10 protein-coding genes are annotated in these 14,292 nt (G+C 66.7%); 5 read left to right on the top strand and 5 right to left on the bottom strand.

Features of this window, described 5'->3' with window-relative positions; all coding sequences use genetic code 11:
• Positions 1-13: 13 nt before the first annotated feature.
• Positions 14-2,695 (top strand): DUF2339 domain-containing protein, encoded by a 2,682-nt coding sequence (locus tag DY467_RS22175; protein ID WP_164639000.1) that lies wholly within the window; start codon positions 14-16, stop codon positions 2,693-2,695.
• Between the two features lie 34 nt (positions 2,696-2,729).
• Here the strand turns inward: DY467_RS22175 and DY467_RS22170 are convergent, their stop codons facing one another.
• Together DY467_RS22170 and acuI are read right to left on the bottom strand one after the other, a co-directional pair.
• Positions 2,730-3,314, bottom strand: coding sequence for a hypothetical protein (locus DY467_RS22170; protein WP_164638998.1), 585 nt, complete (start codon positions 3,312-3,314; stop codon positions 2,730-2,732).
• A gap of 114 nt (positions 3,315-3,428) precedes the next feature.
• Positions 3,429-4,415: an acrylyl-CoA reductase (NADPH) gene (acuI, locus tag DY467_RS22165; protein WP_164638996.1), complete on the bottom strand. Its 987-nt coding sequence runs from the start codon at positions 4,413-4,415 to the stop codon at positions 3,429-3,431.
• A 351-nt stretch (positions 4,416-4,766) separates the two neighbouring features.
• Between acuI and nadA the strand changes: the two genes are divergently transcribed.
• From nadA to nadC, 3 genes are all read left to right on the top strand, one after another.
• Entirely contained in the window at positions 4,767-5,879 is a 1,113-nt protein-coding gene (nadA, locus tag DY467_RS22160; RefSeq protein WP_012494788.1) for a quinolinate synthase NadA, read from the top strand.
• 93 nt (positions 5,880-5,972) lie between these two features.
• The gene (locus DY467_RS22155; RefSeq protein ID WP_164638994.1) at positions 5,973-7,586 is read left to right on the top strand and encodes an L-aspartate oxidase; all 1,614 of its coding nucleotides are present in this window, start codon (positions 5,973-5,975) and stop codon (positions 7,584-7,586) included.
• A 15-nt stretch (positions 7,587-7,601) separates the two neighbouring features.
• Positions 7,602-8,477, top strand: a complete 876-nt coding sequence (gene nadC / locus DY467_RS22150; protein WP_164638992.1) for a carboxylating nicotinate-nucleotide diphosphorylase — start codon at positions 7,602-7,604, stop codon at positions 8,475-8,477.
• Between the two features lie 384 nt (positions 8,478-8,861).
• Here the strand turns inward: nadC and DY467_RS22145 are convergent, their stop codons facing one another.
• Positions 8,862-10,292, bottom strand: a complete 1,431-nt coding sequence (locus tag DY467_RS22145; protein ID WP_164638990.1) for a cell wall hydrolase — start codon at positions 10,290-10,292, stop codon at positions 8,862-8,864.
• Between DY467_RS22145 and DY467_RS22140 the strand changes: the two genes are divergently transcribed.
• Entirely contained in the window at positions 10,282-10,593 is a 312-nt protein-coding gene (locus DY467_RS22140; protein ID WP_164638989.1) for a hypothetical protein, read from the top strand. The two genes, DY467_RS22145 and DY467_RS22140, sit on opposite strands and share 11 nt — an antisense overlap.
• Before the next feature lie 19 nt (positions 10,594-10,612).
• On the opposite strand, the gene ppdK is transcribed toward DY467_RS22140, so the two are convergent.
• Both ppdK and DY467_RS22130 read right to left on the bottom strand, forming a co-directional pair.
• Positions 10,613-13,627, bottom strand: coding sequence for a pyruvate, phosphate dikinase (gene ppdK / locus DY467_RS22135; RefSeq protein ID WP_164638987.1), 3,015 nt, complete (start codon positions 13,625-13,627; stop codon positions 10,613-10,615).
• A gap of 91 nt (positions 13,628-13,718) precedes the next feature.
• Positions 13,719-13,874 carry a DUF3096 domain-containing protein gene (locus DY467_RS22130; RefSeq protein WP_013500996.1) on the bottom strand — a complete coding sequence of 52 codons (156 nt, stop codon included), beginning with the start codon at positions 13,872-13,874 and terminating at the stop codon, positions 13,719-13,721.
• Positions 13,875-14,292: the final 418 nt, after the last annotated feature.

Below are 14,292 nucleotides of genomic sequence, written 5' to 3'. Positions count from 1 at the left end.
GGCTGGAGGTTGGATGTTCGAGTTACTGGCTTTTGCGATCGCCATCGTCGCCCTGGTGATCGCCCGCAAGACGCAGACCCAGATCGTTCAGCTACGCGCCCGGCTCGACGCCCTCACCGCTGGACAGCCCCTCCCCGCGACGCCCCCAGCCGCCACGCCCGCGCCCGCCGCGATCAACGAAGCTCCGCTGGCTCCTGACACCGAGCCTGTGCCGGAGATGGCGGCGACAGTCACAGCCCAAGCGCCAGCTTCCGAAACAACACCCGCCTCCTCCGCCGAGGCGGCGCCGGAAGTTGCGAAGCCTGGTTTCGAAGAGCGGATCGGCACCCGTTGGGTGGTGTGGATCGGCGGCCTGACGCTGGCGCTCGGCGGCTTCTTCATGGTGCGCTACTCGATCGAGCAGGGCCTGCTCGGACCCGGCGTGCGGGTGCTGCTCGGCGGCCTGTTCGCTCTGGCGCTGCTGATCGCCGGCGAAGTCACGCGTCGCAAGGAAAGCGTCGCGCAGCTCGCCGCGCTGCCGATCGCCAACATCCCGGCGATCCTCACCGCCGCCGGCACCGCGGTGGCTTTTGCGACCGTGTATGCGGCTTACGCGTTGTACGATTTCCTCGCGCCCGCGACCGCCTTCATCCTGCTAGGGCTCGTCGCACTCGGGACGCTCGCCGCAGCACTGCTCCACGGACCGGCACTCGCCGGGCTCGGCGTCGTCGCCGGCTTCGCGACACCGGTGCTGGTGTCGTCGGGCGAGCCCGATTACTGGGCGCTGTATATCTATCTGGCGGTCGTCACAGCCGCTTCGTTCGCGCTCGCCCGCATCCGGCTGTGGCGCTGGCTGGCGGTGACGACGGTCATTCTTGCCCTGCTGTGGACGCTGCCTGGCCTCGAAGGCGCCGCAACGCTCGTCGCGCCGCATGCCTTCCACGTCATCGCTGGCTTCGCACTCGCCGCACTCTTGGTGGTGTGCGGCCTGCTGTTCGGCCCCGCGATCGAGCCGGGCCGGATCGAGCCGGTGTCATCAGTCACGCTCGCGACCTATTTGCTCGGCGCCGCGCTGATCGTGGTGGCCAGCACGCACGGCGATGCGGCGCTGATCGTGTTCGCTGTGCTGGTCGCCGCCACGCTCGGCATCGCCTGGCAGGCTGCGTCCGCCACTGCCGCGGTCGGCGCTGCGGCTGGCCTGGTCGGTCTGGTGTTTCTGTCGTGGGTGGTGCGCGGCAGTCCCGAGCTGCTCGTCCTTCCTGGCGGAGCGCTGCCGGGCATCGGCGCCGACCCGCTGTCGGGTCCGGTGACGACGCATCTGATTGCCGCCGCAGTGTTCGGCCTCGGCTTCGCAGGCTTCGGCATCCTGGCGCAGGGACGATCTTCGAGCGCAGCTGTTCCGGTGATCTGGGCTGCAGCCGGCGTGTTCACACCGCTGGCGCTGCTGATCGCACTGTACGCACGGATCGCGCATCTCGACCGCTCGATTCCGTTCGCGATCGTCGCCGTCGTGCTCGCCGCCGCGTTCGGTTTCGCCACCGAGCATCTCAGCAAGCGTGATAACCGACCGGGGCTGCCGATCTCGATCGCGCTGTTCGCAACCGGAACGCTCGGCGCGCTGGCGCTGGGGCTGACCTTCGCGCTGGAGAAGGGCTGGCTCACTATCGCGCTGGCGCTGATGGCGGCAGGCACCGCGTGGATCTCGCTGCAACGACCGATCCCCTTCCTGCGCTGGCTCGCCGCGATCCTCGCCGGCATCGTGGTGGCGCGGATCGGCTGGGAGCCGCGGATCGTCGGCGACGCGGTCGGCACCACACCGGTGTTCAACTGGCTGCTGTGGGGCTACGGCGTGCCGGCGGCCTCGTTCTGGCTGGCTAGCATCTGGATGCGCCGGCGCGGCGACGACAAACCGCTCCGCATGGTGGAATCCGCCGCGCTCCTGTTCACGGTGCTACTGGCCTTTATGGAAATCCGTCATGCCGTAAACGGCGGCGACGTCTATCGCGACACCGCGGGGCTCACCGAAGTCGCGCTGCAGGTTTGCGTCACGCTGGCCATGGCGATCGGCCTGGAACGGCTGCGGCTGCGCAGCCACAGCCCCGTCCACAATATCGCTGCGATCCTGCTCGCGATCTTCGCCGCATTGGGCAGTGTGTTCGGCCTGCTGCTGTGGGAGAACCCGACGTTCTGGGCCACCGATGTCGGCGGGCTGATCATCAACCGCCTCGTGCTCGCTTACGCGCTGCCGGCCGTGCTGGCGCTGCTGCTGTCCTATGCGGTCGCAGGCGTGCGGCGCCCGGTCTACGGCAACGGCTTCGCCGTATTGGCGCTGATCATGGGGCTCGCTTACGTGACGCTGCAGGTGCAGCGCGTGTATCACGGCCCGATTCTGTCGTACGGACCGACCACCGATGCCGAACAATACACCTACTCGGTAGCGTGGCTGATCTGCGGTGTGATCCTGCTCGGTGCCGGATTGCTGTTCAACTCACAGCGCGCGCGACTGGCGTCGGCGGTGGTGATCGGCCTCACCGTGCTGAAGGTGTTCGTGATCGACATGTCGACGCTGACCGGCGTGTACCGGGCGTTGTCGTTCATGGGCCTCGGCGTAGTGCTGGTGGCGATCGGTTGGCTGTATCAGCGCATCTTGTTCCGGCCGCGCGGCACAGCGGCGGCGGACGCGCCATCGCAGCCTCCGCCGTCGTCGGGGGCTTAACTGATCATGAGATCAGAAGCAGGAACGATCAGTGTTAGTCCGTCGAGCGGCGCAGTTCGGACGCGGCTTCGATCTTTGCGGTCTCGGCCCTCGGCGGATCGAGCCGGGCCGACTCGACGCGCGGCGTCGGAACGCTGGCGGTGACTTCGGCACGCTGCTGAGTGCCCGGCACGTGCAGCGAGCGCGGCCGGCTCTGCGCGTGAGAATGCGAAATGGCGCGCGCGAGCTGGATCCGGCCCTGATGGCGGAAGTCGCAATACGCAAAGCCCATCCCCGACACCGAACCGCGGAAGCTGCGCTCGCTGGTCTTGTTGAGGTTGAAGCAGGGCTCGAACGGAATGCCCTTGATCGACGCGCAGATCGCCTCGCCGCGAACCTGCAGCGTGTTGCCGGGCAGCCGCATGAAACGGTTGGGACCGGAGCCGGAGAACTGGACCTGGCCGGCGGCGCCGCCATCGTCGAACACGCGGCCTGCGCCGCGGGTTCCGTCGAAGCAGGTGAACGCGAACACCTTGTTGGCGACGAATTTGCGCGCCTCGTCCGCATTCATCGAACCGGCCATCGCCGGAAGGACCGCAGCGCCGGATATCACAGCGCCGACAACGAAACGCGCAAACATGCCTGTACTCCTACTGGGAGCGGGTGAAACTCGCTTAACCCGATCCTTACCATACAAACTGCGGCAAGAATGGCGCAGCTTGGTTGGTAAAGTCTGAACGAAGTAACCGATCCCCTACGAAATTTTCACCACGATGCGGCCGCGGACCTGACCGGCCAGCACCTTGGCGCCGGCGTCGATGACCTGGTCGAGGGAAATTTCCTGCGTGATTTCCGCAAGTTTTGCCGGATCGAGGTCGGTTGCGAGTCGCTCCCAGGCGCGCTTCCGCTCCGGCAGCGGGCACATCACCGAGTCGATGCCGTAAAGACACACTCCACGCAAAATGAACGGGGCGACCGAGCTGGGCAGGTCCATGCCGGCTGCGAGGCCGCAGGCCGCGATGGCGCCACGGTACTTGGTCATCGACAGCAGATTGGCCAGCGTGGTCGAGCCGACGCTGTCGATGCCGCCGGCCCAGCGCTCCTTCGCCAGCGGCTTGGCCGGACCGGACAACTCGTTGCGGTCGATGATCTCGGCGGCCCCAAGCTGGCGCAAGTAAGCCTCTTCGGATGCCCGGCCGGTCGAAGCGATGACGTGATAGCCGAGCTTCGACAACAGCGCGATCGCCACCGAGCCGACGCCTCCGGCCGCGCCGGTGACCACCACAGGTCCATCCTGCGGGGTGAGCCCGTGCTTCTCCAGCGCCAGCACGCTGAGCATCGCGGTGTAGCCGGCGGTGCCGATCGCCATCGCGTCTCGCGCGCTCAGCGACTGCGGCAACCGCACCAGCCAGTTGCCCTTGACGCGGGCCTTCTCCGCATAGGCGCCGAGGTGCGTTTCACCCATGCCCCAGCCGTTGCACACCACCTTGTCGCCGGCCTTCCAGTCGGGATGCGACGACTCCAGCACAGTGCCGTCGAAATCGATCCCGGCGATCATCGGAAAACGGCGCACCACGGGCGCCTTGCCGGTGAGGGCGAGACCATCCTTGTAGTTGAGGGTCGACCACTCGACCGCGACCGTGACGTCGCCGTCCATCAGCTCGGCCTCGTCGAATTGGGTCAGCGCCGCAACGGTGCCCTTCTCGGCCTTGTCGATCCGGATCGCCTTGAACGTCGCCATTGTCGCTCCCCCTTGAATTGTGCTTGCAGATGCCGACGTGAGTTAGAGAAAGCGCAGGCTCGCTGTAAAGATCGCTGCGCTGCAGCGATGCAAATGCGTGACTCTGGTGTGACGATTTAGCCCTTTCGGCCTCTGGCGGAACCTGGAGCCACGTGTTATATTAGTTATGCTCTGAATGAGGATAAGTGTTTCCTCATAGGTTCCTGAAAGCGGGGCGCGGGGACGCGAAGGCTTTAGGGAAGCGGTTCATCGCAGCGGTTGGAAAGTTGCCGGCCCATCGTGGCCGGATTTCTCAAACCCAGCATATGCTCAAACTGAGTATATATTGGAGCGCGGTACAAGGAGGCGTCGATGCCGCTTGCTGAACTCTACGGTCCGGAGAATTTCGGCCTGCCGCCGCATGCGCGCCAAGGATCGCTTCCGCGCGCGCCGCTGAGTGCCACTGAACGCGCCCGCGCGCTGCCGATGCCGTCCTTGGAATGGACGCCGGAGGTCGAGGCCGCCACGGCGCACCTGTACGAGAAGGTGCAGACCGTCATTCCGCCGGTCGAGTGGCCGTTCATGGCGCCCTACGTCAAGGCGATCAATGAGCTGAAGCGCGAGCGCGACGCCGTGATCCTGGCGCACAACTACCAGACGCCGGAAATCTTCCACTGCGTCGCCGACATCGTCGGCGACTCGCTGCAACTCGCGATCGAAGCCACCAAGGTGAAGGCTTCGACCATCGTGCAGTGCGGCGTGCACTTCATGGCCGAGACGTCGAAGATCCTGAATCCGGAGAAGCGCGTGCTGATCCCGGATTCCCGCGCCGGCTGCTCGCTCGCCTCTTCCATCACCGGCGCCGACGTTCGTCTGCTGCGCGAGAAATTCCCCGGCGTGCCGGTGGTCGCTTATGTCAACACCTCGGCCGACGTGAAGGCCGAGGTCGATATCTGCTGCACCTCGTCGAACGCCGTGCAGGTGGTCGAAAGCCTCGGCGTCGATCGCGTCATCATGGTGCCGGATCAGTATCTGGCGAAGTACGTCGCCTCCCAGACCAAGGTGAAGATCATCGCCTGGAAGGGCGCCTGCGAGGTCCACGAGCGATTCACCGGCGACGAGCTGCGCGTCTATCGCGAGGCCGATCCGAACGTGAAGATCATCGCGCATCCGGAATGTCCGCCGGACGTACTGGCCGAAGCCGACTTCACCGGCTCGACCGCGCACATGATCAACTGGGTCAAGACCCAGCATCCGAAGCGCGTGGTGATGATCACCGAGTGCTCGATGGCCGACAACGTCCAGGCCGAGCTGCGCGACGTGGAAATGGTGCGGCCGTGCAATCTGTGCCCGCACATGAAGCGGATCACGCTGGCGAAGATCCTCGACAGCCTGGTGTATCTGCGTGAGGAAGTGACGGTCGATCCCGCCATCATCGCGCCGGCCCGGCGCTCGGTGGAGCGGATGATCAACCTGAACAACTGAGCCTCAGGGCTTGCGACGAATGGCGGCGTCCGTGCCGCCATCGCTGTGCATCGAAGGCGTTCGCGGACAATCGCGTGAGAGTTGGATCGCCGCATGAGCACCACGCCCGAGTTCGCACATCTTGGCGTCCATGGTGACGTCGTTATCGTCGGCGGCGGTCTCGCCGGCCTGTTCTGCGCGCTGAAGCTGGCGCCGCGTCCGGTGACGGTGATCAGCGCCGCACCGCTCGGCGAAGGCGCCTCCACCGCCTGGGCGCAGGGCGGCATCGCCGCTGCGGTCGGCGAAGGCGACAGCGCCGAATCGCACGCGGCGGACACCATCGCAGTTGGTGCCGGACTGGTCGACGAGGCGGTGGCGCATCGCCTGGCCGGCGAAGCCGCCGCACGCATCCACGATCTCCTCAGCTACGGCGTGCCGTTCGACCGCGACCTCGAAGGCCGGCTGGCTGTCGCGCGCGAGGCGGCGCATTCGGCGCGGCGCATCGTCCACGTCCGCGGCGACATGGCTGGCCAAGCGATCATCAGCGCGCTCACTGACGCGGTGCGCAAGACGCCGTCGATCAAGGTGATCGAAGGCTGGTTCGCCGACGGGCTGCTGATGCACGACGACTCGGTCGCCGGACTACGGCTGCGCAAGGTCGGCAACGCCGCCGGCGCGCCGATGCACATCGCCGCGCGTGCCGTGGTGCTCGCCACCGGCGGCATCGGCCATCTCTATGCCGTAACTACCAATCCGATCGAAGCCCGCGGCGTCGGACTGGCGATCGCGGCCCGCGCCGGCGCGCGAATCGCCGACCCGGAATTCGTGCAGTTCCATCCGACCGCCATCATGGTCGGTCGCGATCCGGCGCCGCTTGCCACCGAGGCGCTGCGCGGCGAAGGCGCGATCCTGATCAACGGCCAGGGCGAGCGCTTCATGCTCGCGGCGCATCCGCTCGCCGAGCTGGCGCCGCGCGATATCGTCGCCCGCGGTGTGTTCGCCGAAGTCGCCTCCGGCCGCGGCGCTTATCTCGACGCCACCAAGGCGCTGGGCACGCATTTCGCCGAGCATTTCCCGACCGTGTACGAGAGCTGCATCTCGGCCGGGATCGATCCCGCGACCCAGCCAATCCCGATCGCGCCGGCGGCGCACTACCACATGGGCGGCATCGCTGTGGATATGCACGGCCGCAGCTCGCTGCGTGGGCTGTGGGCGGCGGGCGAAGTGTCCTGCACCGGCGCTCATGGCGCCAACCGGCTTGCTTCGAATTCGCTGCTCGAAGCGGTGGTGTACGCGGCACGGATCGCCGAGGACATCGCCGGCACCGAACTCGCTGCCACCAAGTCGCGGCTTGACGTGCACGAGACGCAAAGCACGCCGATCGATCCGGCGCAGGAGCAGTTGCTGCGGCAGACCATGGCCGGCAAGGTCGGCGTGATCCGCGATCGTGACGGGTTGACCGAAGCAGTGCGCACCTTTGCGGCGCTCGAAGCCGAGACCTCGTCGACCACGCTCGCCAATATGGCGACGACCGCGCTGCTGGTCGCCACCGCGGCGCTGGCACGGACCGAGAGCCGCGGCGCGCATTACCGCGCCGACTATCCGACCGAGAACCCGGCGCAGGCCAAGCGCACCACCACGTCGCTGGCGCAGGCCCGCGAACGCGCTGCCGCGCTCGGCGACGCTGCCCCGCGCGCGCCACGCCTCGCCGCGCAATCCCTCGCCTGATCAGGACCACCTTTCATGTTGCCGTCTGCCCTGCTGCATCCCGATGCATTCCTGTCGCCATTGGCGATCACCGATGCGGTGCGCCGCGCGCTCGATGAGGATCTCGGCCGCGCCGGCGATGTCACCTCGGTCGCGACCATCCCGGAGGCGACCCAAGCCCACGCCATCCTGGTGGCGCGCCAGGCCGGCGTGATCGCCGGGCTGCCGCTGGCGATCGAGACCTTCCGCCAGCTCTCGACAGAAGTCGCCATCACCGCCCATGTGCGCGACGGCGACACGGTGGCGGCCGGCATTCAGGTGCTGACGATCTCCGGCCCGGCCCGCGCCGTGCTGACCGGCGAGCGCACCGCGCTGAACTTCGTCGGCCGGCTCTCTGGCATCGCGACGCTGACGGCAGACTACGTCCGCCACACCGCCGGCACCAAGATGCGGATTTGCTGCACCCGCAAGACCACGCCCGGCCTGCGCGCGCTGGAGAAGTATGCGGTGCGCTGCGGCGGCGGCTTCAACCACCGCTTCGGCCTCGACGACGCCATCCTGATCAAGGACAACCACATCGCGGTGGCCGGCGGTATTCGCCCGGTGCTCGAAGCGGCGCGCGCCAAGATCGGCCATCTGGTCAAGATCGAGATCGAAGTCGACACTCTCGATCAGCTTCGCGAGGTGCTCGACACCGGCCTCGCCGACGTCGTGCTGCTCGACAACATGAACCTCGACACCTTGAAGCAGGCCGTCGCGATGAGTGGCGGCCGCGTCGTGCTCGAAGCCTCCGGCGGCGTCACCCGTGAGTCGATCAGCAGCATCGCCGCCACCGGCGTCGACTACGCCTCCTCCGGCGCACTGACGCACTCGGCCCCGAACTTCGACGTCGCGCTGGATATCGACGCGTAGGCAGACGGTTAGCCGAGACGCTTTCGGCTAAAGTCAGACTCCGCCATGTCATTCCGGGGCGCGCGAAGCGCGAGCCCGGAATCCATAACCACCGTCATCGCGTTGAGGCACAGCGCAATAACCGCTTCGACCAAAGCGCAAGCGCAGAGGCTATGGATTCCGGGCCTGCGCTGCTCCGCAGCGCATCCCGGAATGACGAAAGCTGAAGGTGTCATTCCGGGGCGCTCGCGAGAGCGAGCGAACCCGGAATCTGAAGCGGGGCAAAGCGCCGCCTTCCAAACCGAGAGATTCCGGGTTCGCGCTTCGCGCGCCCCGGAATGACATGCTTGGGGCATGTGGACGATACCACCGACCGCGGGGCGATGCCCGCACACCACGATGCGCTTAGTTGCCCTTCGCCTGAATCTCCGCAGAACTCTTGGCGGCTTCGGCGAGTTGGGCGGCGATCGAGGCGGTTTCGGCGGCGGTGCCCCAGCTCGGGGCGTCGCTGCCGTCGCCCCAGGCGCGCGGACGATAGAAGGTGTGTACGCCGAACTTGTACATCTTCTTCATCTCGTGGACCCAGGACGGCCGCACCCAGTACGCGTGGTAGTGAGTCGACTTGCCGACTTCGGGCAGCCACAGCTTGCCGTCGAGCATTGCGCGCGCGATCTTGCGAGCGCGATCCCACATCTCCGGCTCGCGCACCACGTCGGCGATGTTGTCGCAGGCGAAGGTGAACTGGCAGGCGTAGCGGCGGTTCTTGTTCTGATAGACCACGCCGCAGACGTTGGTCGGATAGAAGCCGGAGAACGCGCGGTTGAGCACCACCTGCGCCACCGCGATTTGGCCGCGCACCTTTTCGCCGCGCGATTCGAAATACACGGCTTCCGCCAGGCACTTCTCGTGCTTGGCGCGAAGCTTGGAGTCATTGGCGAGGCCAAGCCGCTCGGCCGGCGTCTTGACGTGGTGATCGGCGTTGACCTGGCCCTTGCCGGCGATGGTCTCGCCCGACGCAGATGGGTCGAGCGCAGCGGTTTGCGGCAGCGGCGACTTCATGTCGGGATCGGCTGCGTTCGGCGACACGATGATCGGCTCTTCGCCCGGCTGCCATTGCTCGAGCGACTCATCCATGCCGCCAAGCGAGCCGGTGCCGAAGAACAGGCTGGCGGTCTTGAACGAGAACGGATCGCGCGGCCGCGGCGCGACAGCGGCCGCCTCGTGGTCCTTATCGAGCGACAGCGAGCCGTCGTATTGCGGCAGCGGGTCGGACTTCAGCGCCTCGGCAAGCTCCGGATCGAGCGCCGGCGAAGCTTCGGCCGCGTGGACCGCGCCGTTCTGATCGGAACCCGGGAATTGGTCGGCGGTCTTGGCGCCAGCAACGTTCGGCGCCTGAGCTCCGCCATCCTCCGGCGTCGGCGCGACCTCGAGGGTCGGCGACTGGTCGGGCTTGGCAAGCGCGAGGCGGTCGCCCTTCAGGGTGCGGTCGACCTTCGGGTAGTCGGACGCCTGGTAACGGGACGGCGCCTGCAGCAGCGGATTGTGGGTCGCAGCGAGACCGCCGCTGCGGCCTTCGATGCTGACCAGGCGCGACGAGCCGAGCTGCGGAGTCCAGGTTCCGAGCGGCCGGCCGAACGAGAACGTCGCGACCTGCACCGAGCCGAGCGAGGACGCGAACATCCGCTTCTGCCAGCGCTCGGTGACGCCCGTCTGCCGAACCAGCAGCGACGCAATATCCTGGTGTCCGATTTCGTTGGGCAGCGCCGCGAAGACACAGACCCCGAGGCCGAAGGACGCAATCCGCGCGCCCTTCGACCGGTTACGCATGACTGACATCGATACGCTCACGCAACGCTTACTCGCGATCAAGTCCGACGGTTTCGGACAAGTTGATCGTTTCTGTTGTTATCCGATTAAAGTTGCCCGTGCGTTAATGGCCGATGCATCCGCGCAACACGCAACGCCAAGCTGTCAGTTCGTGGAACCGGCTGCGAATGTGGTGAATCAGCGCTTCATAACGGTGGTTAAGAATGCGTTGTGCGACGTCGTTAACAAGACATTGCACGTGAGCCGCGCCGCTGGTTACCAGCGCGCAAATACAAATGGCCGGGACGAAGCCCGGCCATTCGAAATCTGATCAGTCTTGCGAGGCGCGATTACGCCTGGCTGGCGATGCCCTTGCCGAGCGCAGCCTGCGCGGCGGCGAGCCGCGCGATCGGCACGCGGTACGGCGAGCACGACACGTAGTCGAGGCCGACCTCGTGGCAGAACGCCACCGACGCCGGATCGCCGCCGTGTTCGCCGCAGATGCCGACCTTGAGCTTGGCGCGAGTCTTGCGGCCGCGCTCGACGCCGATGCGGACCAGCTCGCCGACGCCGTCGCGGTCCACCGACACGAACGGATCGACCGAGAAGATGCCCTTCTCGATATAGGTGCCGAGGAAGCTGGCAGCGTCGTCGCGGCTGATGCCGAACGTCGTCTGGGTCAGGTCGTTGGTGCCGAACGAGAAGAACTCGGCGCTCTCGGCGATATCGCCGGCCATCAGGCAGGCGCGCGGCAGCTCGATCATGGTGCCGACATGGTACTTCAGATTGCTGCCGGTATCGCGGTTCACCGCCTGCGCGGTGGCGTCGATCCGGGCCTTGACCAGCTCGAACTCGGCGCGGGTCGCGATCAGCGGCACCATCACTTCGAGACCGACCTGCTCGCCGGTGCGCTTCTCGGCCTCGACCGCGGCCTCGAAGATCGCGCGGGCCTGCATCTCGGCGATCTCCGGATAGGCGATCGCCAGACGGCAGCCGCGGAAGCCGAGCATCGGATTGAACTCGGCGAGCTCGCGGGCGCGATCGGCAAGCCGGCGCGGATCGGCGTTCATCGCCCGCGCCACTTCCTCGATCTCCGCCTGGGTGTGCGGCAGGAACTCGTGCAGCGGCGGATCGAGCAGGCGCACCGTCACCGGCAGGCCCTTCATGATCTCGAACAGCTCGACGAAGTCGGCGCGCTGCATCGGCAGCAGCTTGGCGAGCGCGGAGCGACGCGACTGCTCGTCTTCGGCGAGGATCATCTCGCGAACGGTGCGGATGCGGGTCTCTTCGAAGAACATGTGCTCGGTCCGGCACAGGCCGATACCTTCGGCGCCGAACTTGATCGCGGTGCGGGCGTCGGCCGGGGTGTCGGCGTTGACGCGGACCTTGAGCTTGCGGACTTCGTCGGCCCAGCCCATCAGCGTGTTGAAGTCGCCCGACAGTTCCGGCTCGATCATCGGCATCTTGCCGGCCAGCACCTGGCCGGTGCCGCCGTCGATGGTGATGATGTCGCCGGCTTTGAAGGTACGGTTGCCGATCATCATCGTGCCGCGGCCGTAGTCGACGCGGATCGCGCCGCAGCCGGAGACGCAGGGCTTGCCCATGCCGCGCGCCACCACGGCGGCGTGCGAGGTCATGCCGCCGCGGGTGGTGAGAATGCCTTCCGAGGCATGCATGCCGTGGATGTCTTCCGGGCTGGTCTCGATGCGCACCAGCACGACCTTGCGGCCGTCGGCATGCAGCTTGGCGGCCTCATCCGACGAGAACACGATCTCACCCGAGGCGGCGCCGGGCGAGGCCGGCAGGCCGGTGGCGATCACGTCGCGCTTGGCGTTCGGATCGATGGTCGGGTGCAGCAGCTGGTCGAGCGAGCCGGGCTCGATCCGAGTCACGGCGTCCTTGCGATTGATCAGGCCTTCGTTAGCGAGCTCGACCGCGATCCGCAGCGCCGCCTTGGCGGTGCGCTTGCCGCCGCGGGTCTGCAGCATCCAGAGCTTGCCCTGCTCGATCGTGAACTCCATGTCCTGCATGTCGCGATAGTGCTTCTCAAGCAGGGTATAGATCCGGGTCAGCTCCTTGAACGCCTCCGGCATCGCCATTTCCATCGACGGCTTGTCGGAGCCGGATTCGATGCGGGCGTGCTCGGTGATGTCCTGCGGGGTGCGGATGCCGGCGACGACGTCTTCACCCTGCGCGTTGATCAGGAACTCGCCGTACAGCCGGCTTTCGCCGGTCGACGGGTTACGGGTGAAGGCGACGCCGGTCGCCGAGGTCTCACCCATATTGCCGAACACCATCGCCTGGACGTTGACGGCGGTGCCCCAGGATTCCGGAATGTCGTGCAGGCGGCGGTAGGTCACCGCGCGCGCGTTCATCCACGACGAGAACACCGCGCCGATCGCGCCCCACAGCTGGGCATGCGGATCCTGCGGGAAGTCCTCGCCGGTCTCGCGCGCCACGGCTTCCTTGTACTGGCCGACCAGATCGACCCAGTCGTCGGCATCGAGGTCGGTGTCGAGCGTGAAGCCCTTGGCGTCCTTATAGGCGTCGAGGATTTCCTCGAAGTGATGGTGCTCGAAGCCGAGCACCACGTCCGAGTACATCGTGATGAAGCGGCGATAGCTGTCATAGGCGAAGCGGCGATCGCCCGACTTCTCGGCCAGCGCTTCGACCGTCTCGTCGTTGAGGCCGAGGTTGAGCACGGTGTCCATCATGCCCGGCATCGAGGCGCGGGCGCCGGAGCGCACCGACACCAGCAGCGGGTTCTTGGCGTCGCCGAACTTCTTGTTGGTGAGCTTGCCGACGTGCTCGAGCGCGCGCTCGACCTGCGACTGCAGCTCCTTCGGATAGGTTTTGCCGTTGGCGTAGAAGTAGGTGCAGACCGAGGTCGGGATGGTGAAGCCCGGAGGCACCGGCAGGCCGAGATTGGCCATCTCGGCGAGGTTGGCGCCCTTGCCGCCGAGCAGGTCGCGCATGTTGGCGCGGCCTTCGGCCTTGCCGTCACCGAAGGTGTAGACCCACTTGCCGGCCTTCGGCGCGGCAACGGCCTTGGCGGCGGGCTTCTTGGCGGGCTTCGCAGCTGCCTTGGCCACCGCCTTGGCGGCCGGCTTGGTCGCTGGCTTAGCTGCCGGCTTGGCCGCAGCCTTGGTCACCGTCTTGGTGGCGGGCTTGGTCACCGCTTTCGACTTCGCGGCGGGCTTTGCAGCGGGCTTGGCGGCCGGCTTGCTAACAGCCTTCTTGGCCGGCTTCGGCGGGCTCTTCGCCACTGCCTTGCGTGCACTCGACGCGGCAGCGCCCTTTCCACGCGCAGTCCCGGAAGACTTGGATTTCGGGGCGGTCTTCTTCTTCGAAGCGGCTTTGGCCATGGCTCTCAACGGTCCGCGAAAGAGGAACAGAAAACGGGCGCTTTAGACCACGTTTTAGCGGTCTCAAGCAAGCTGGCGGAACCCGAGCCGACTAAAGATGCAGGAAACGCAACGCGCCCAGACCGATCAGTCCGACGCAGATCAGATAGATCGCGACGATGAAGTTCAGCAGCCGCGGCATCACCAGAATCAGGATACCGGCGATCAACGCGACGATGGCTGGAATGTGGGCAGTGGTGATTGTCATGGCAGTCTCCGGCGGAGGGAAGCGATCGGATCGAATCGCAGGCGGATTGGTAGCGGACGCAGACAAGGAGCGATACCGGCGGCTGATGACGCCGCTGCGTGGCTCAGGGTTCCCTGACCGGCAAAAATCCGGACCACTGCGACATCGCTGCGCGGAACATCGCGCGCGGGCGGGCATTGCCTCAGCAGACCGAGCGGCGCAGCCGACAGGCCGCTGCTCTTTGATCGTTCAGGTGGACGCGCAATTCGCTTGAACGTGGGTCCGGACGCCACCGACGCGGCCGGATCGGAGAGCCCCGTCCCGTTCCCCCGCCGGGCGGGGCTCTTCCATGTCCGGCGCGGCAGATCGAGATCGCTTCTCCCACCTCCCGCTGGCTGCTAGAGTTCCGTGCCGGCACGGTTCGCGTGCCGGCGGCGCG

This window comes from Rhodopseudomonas sp. BR0G17, from assembly GCF_010907025.1.
Lineage (GTDB): Bacteria > Pseudomonadota > Alphaproteobacteria > Rhizobiales > Xanthobacteraceae > Rhodopseudomonas > Rhodopseudomonas palustris_H.
This window is presented reverse-complemented; position numbering and strand designations above follow the sequence as displayed.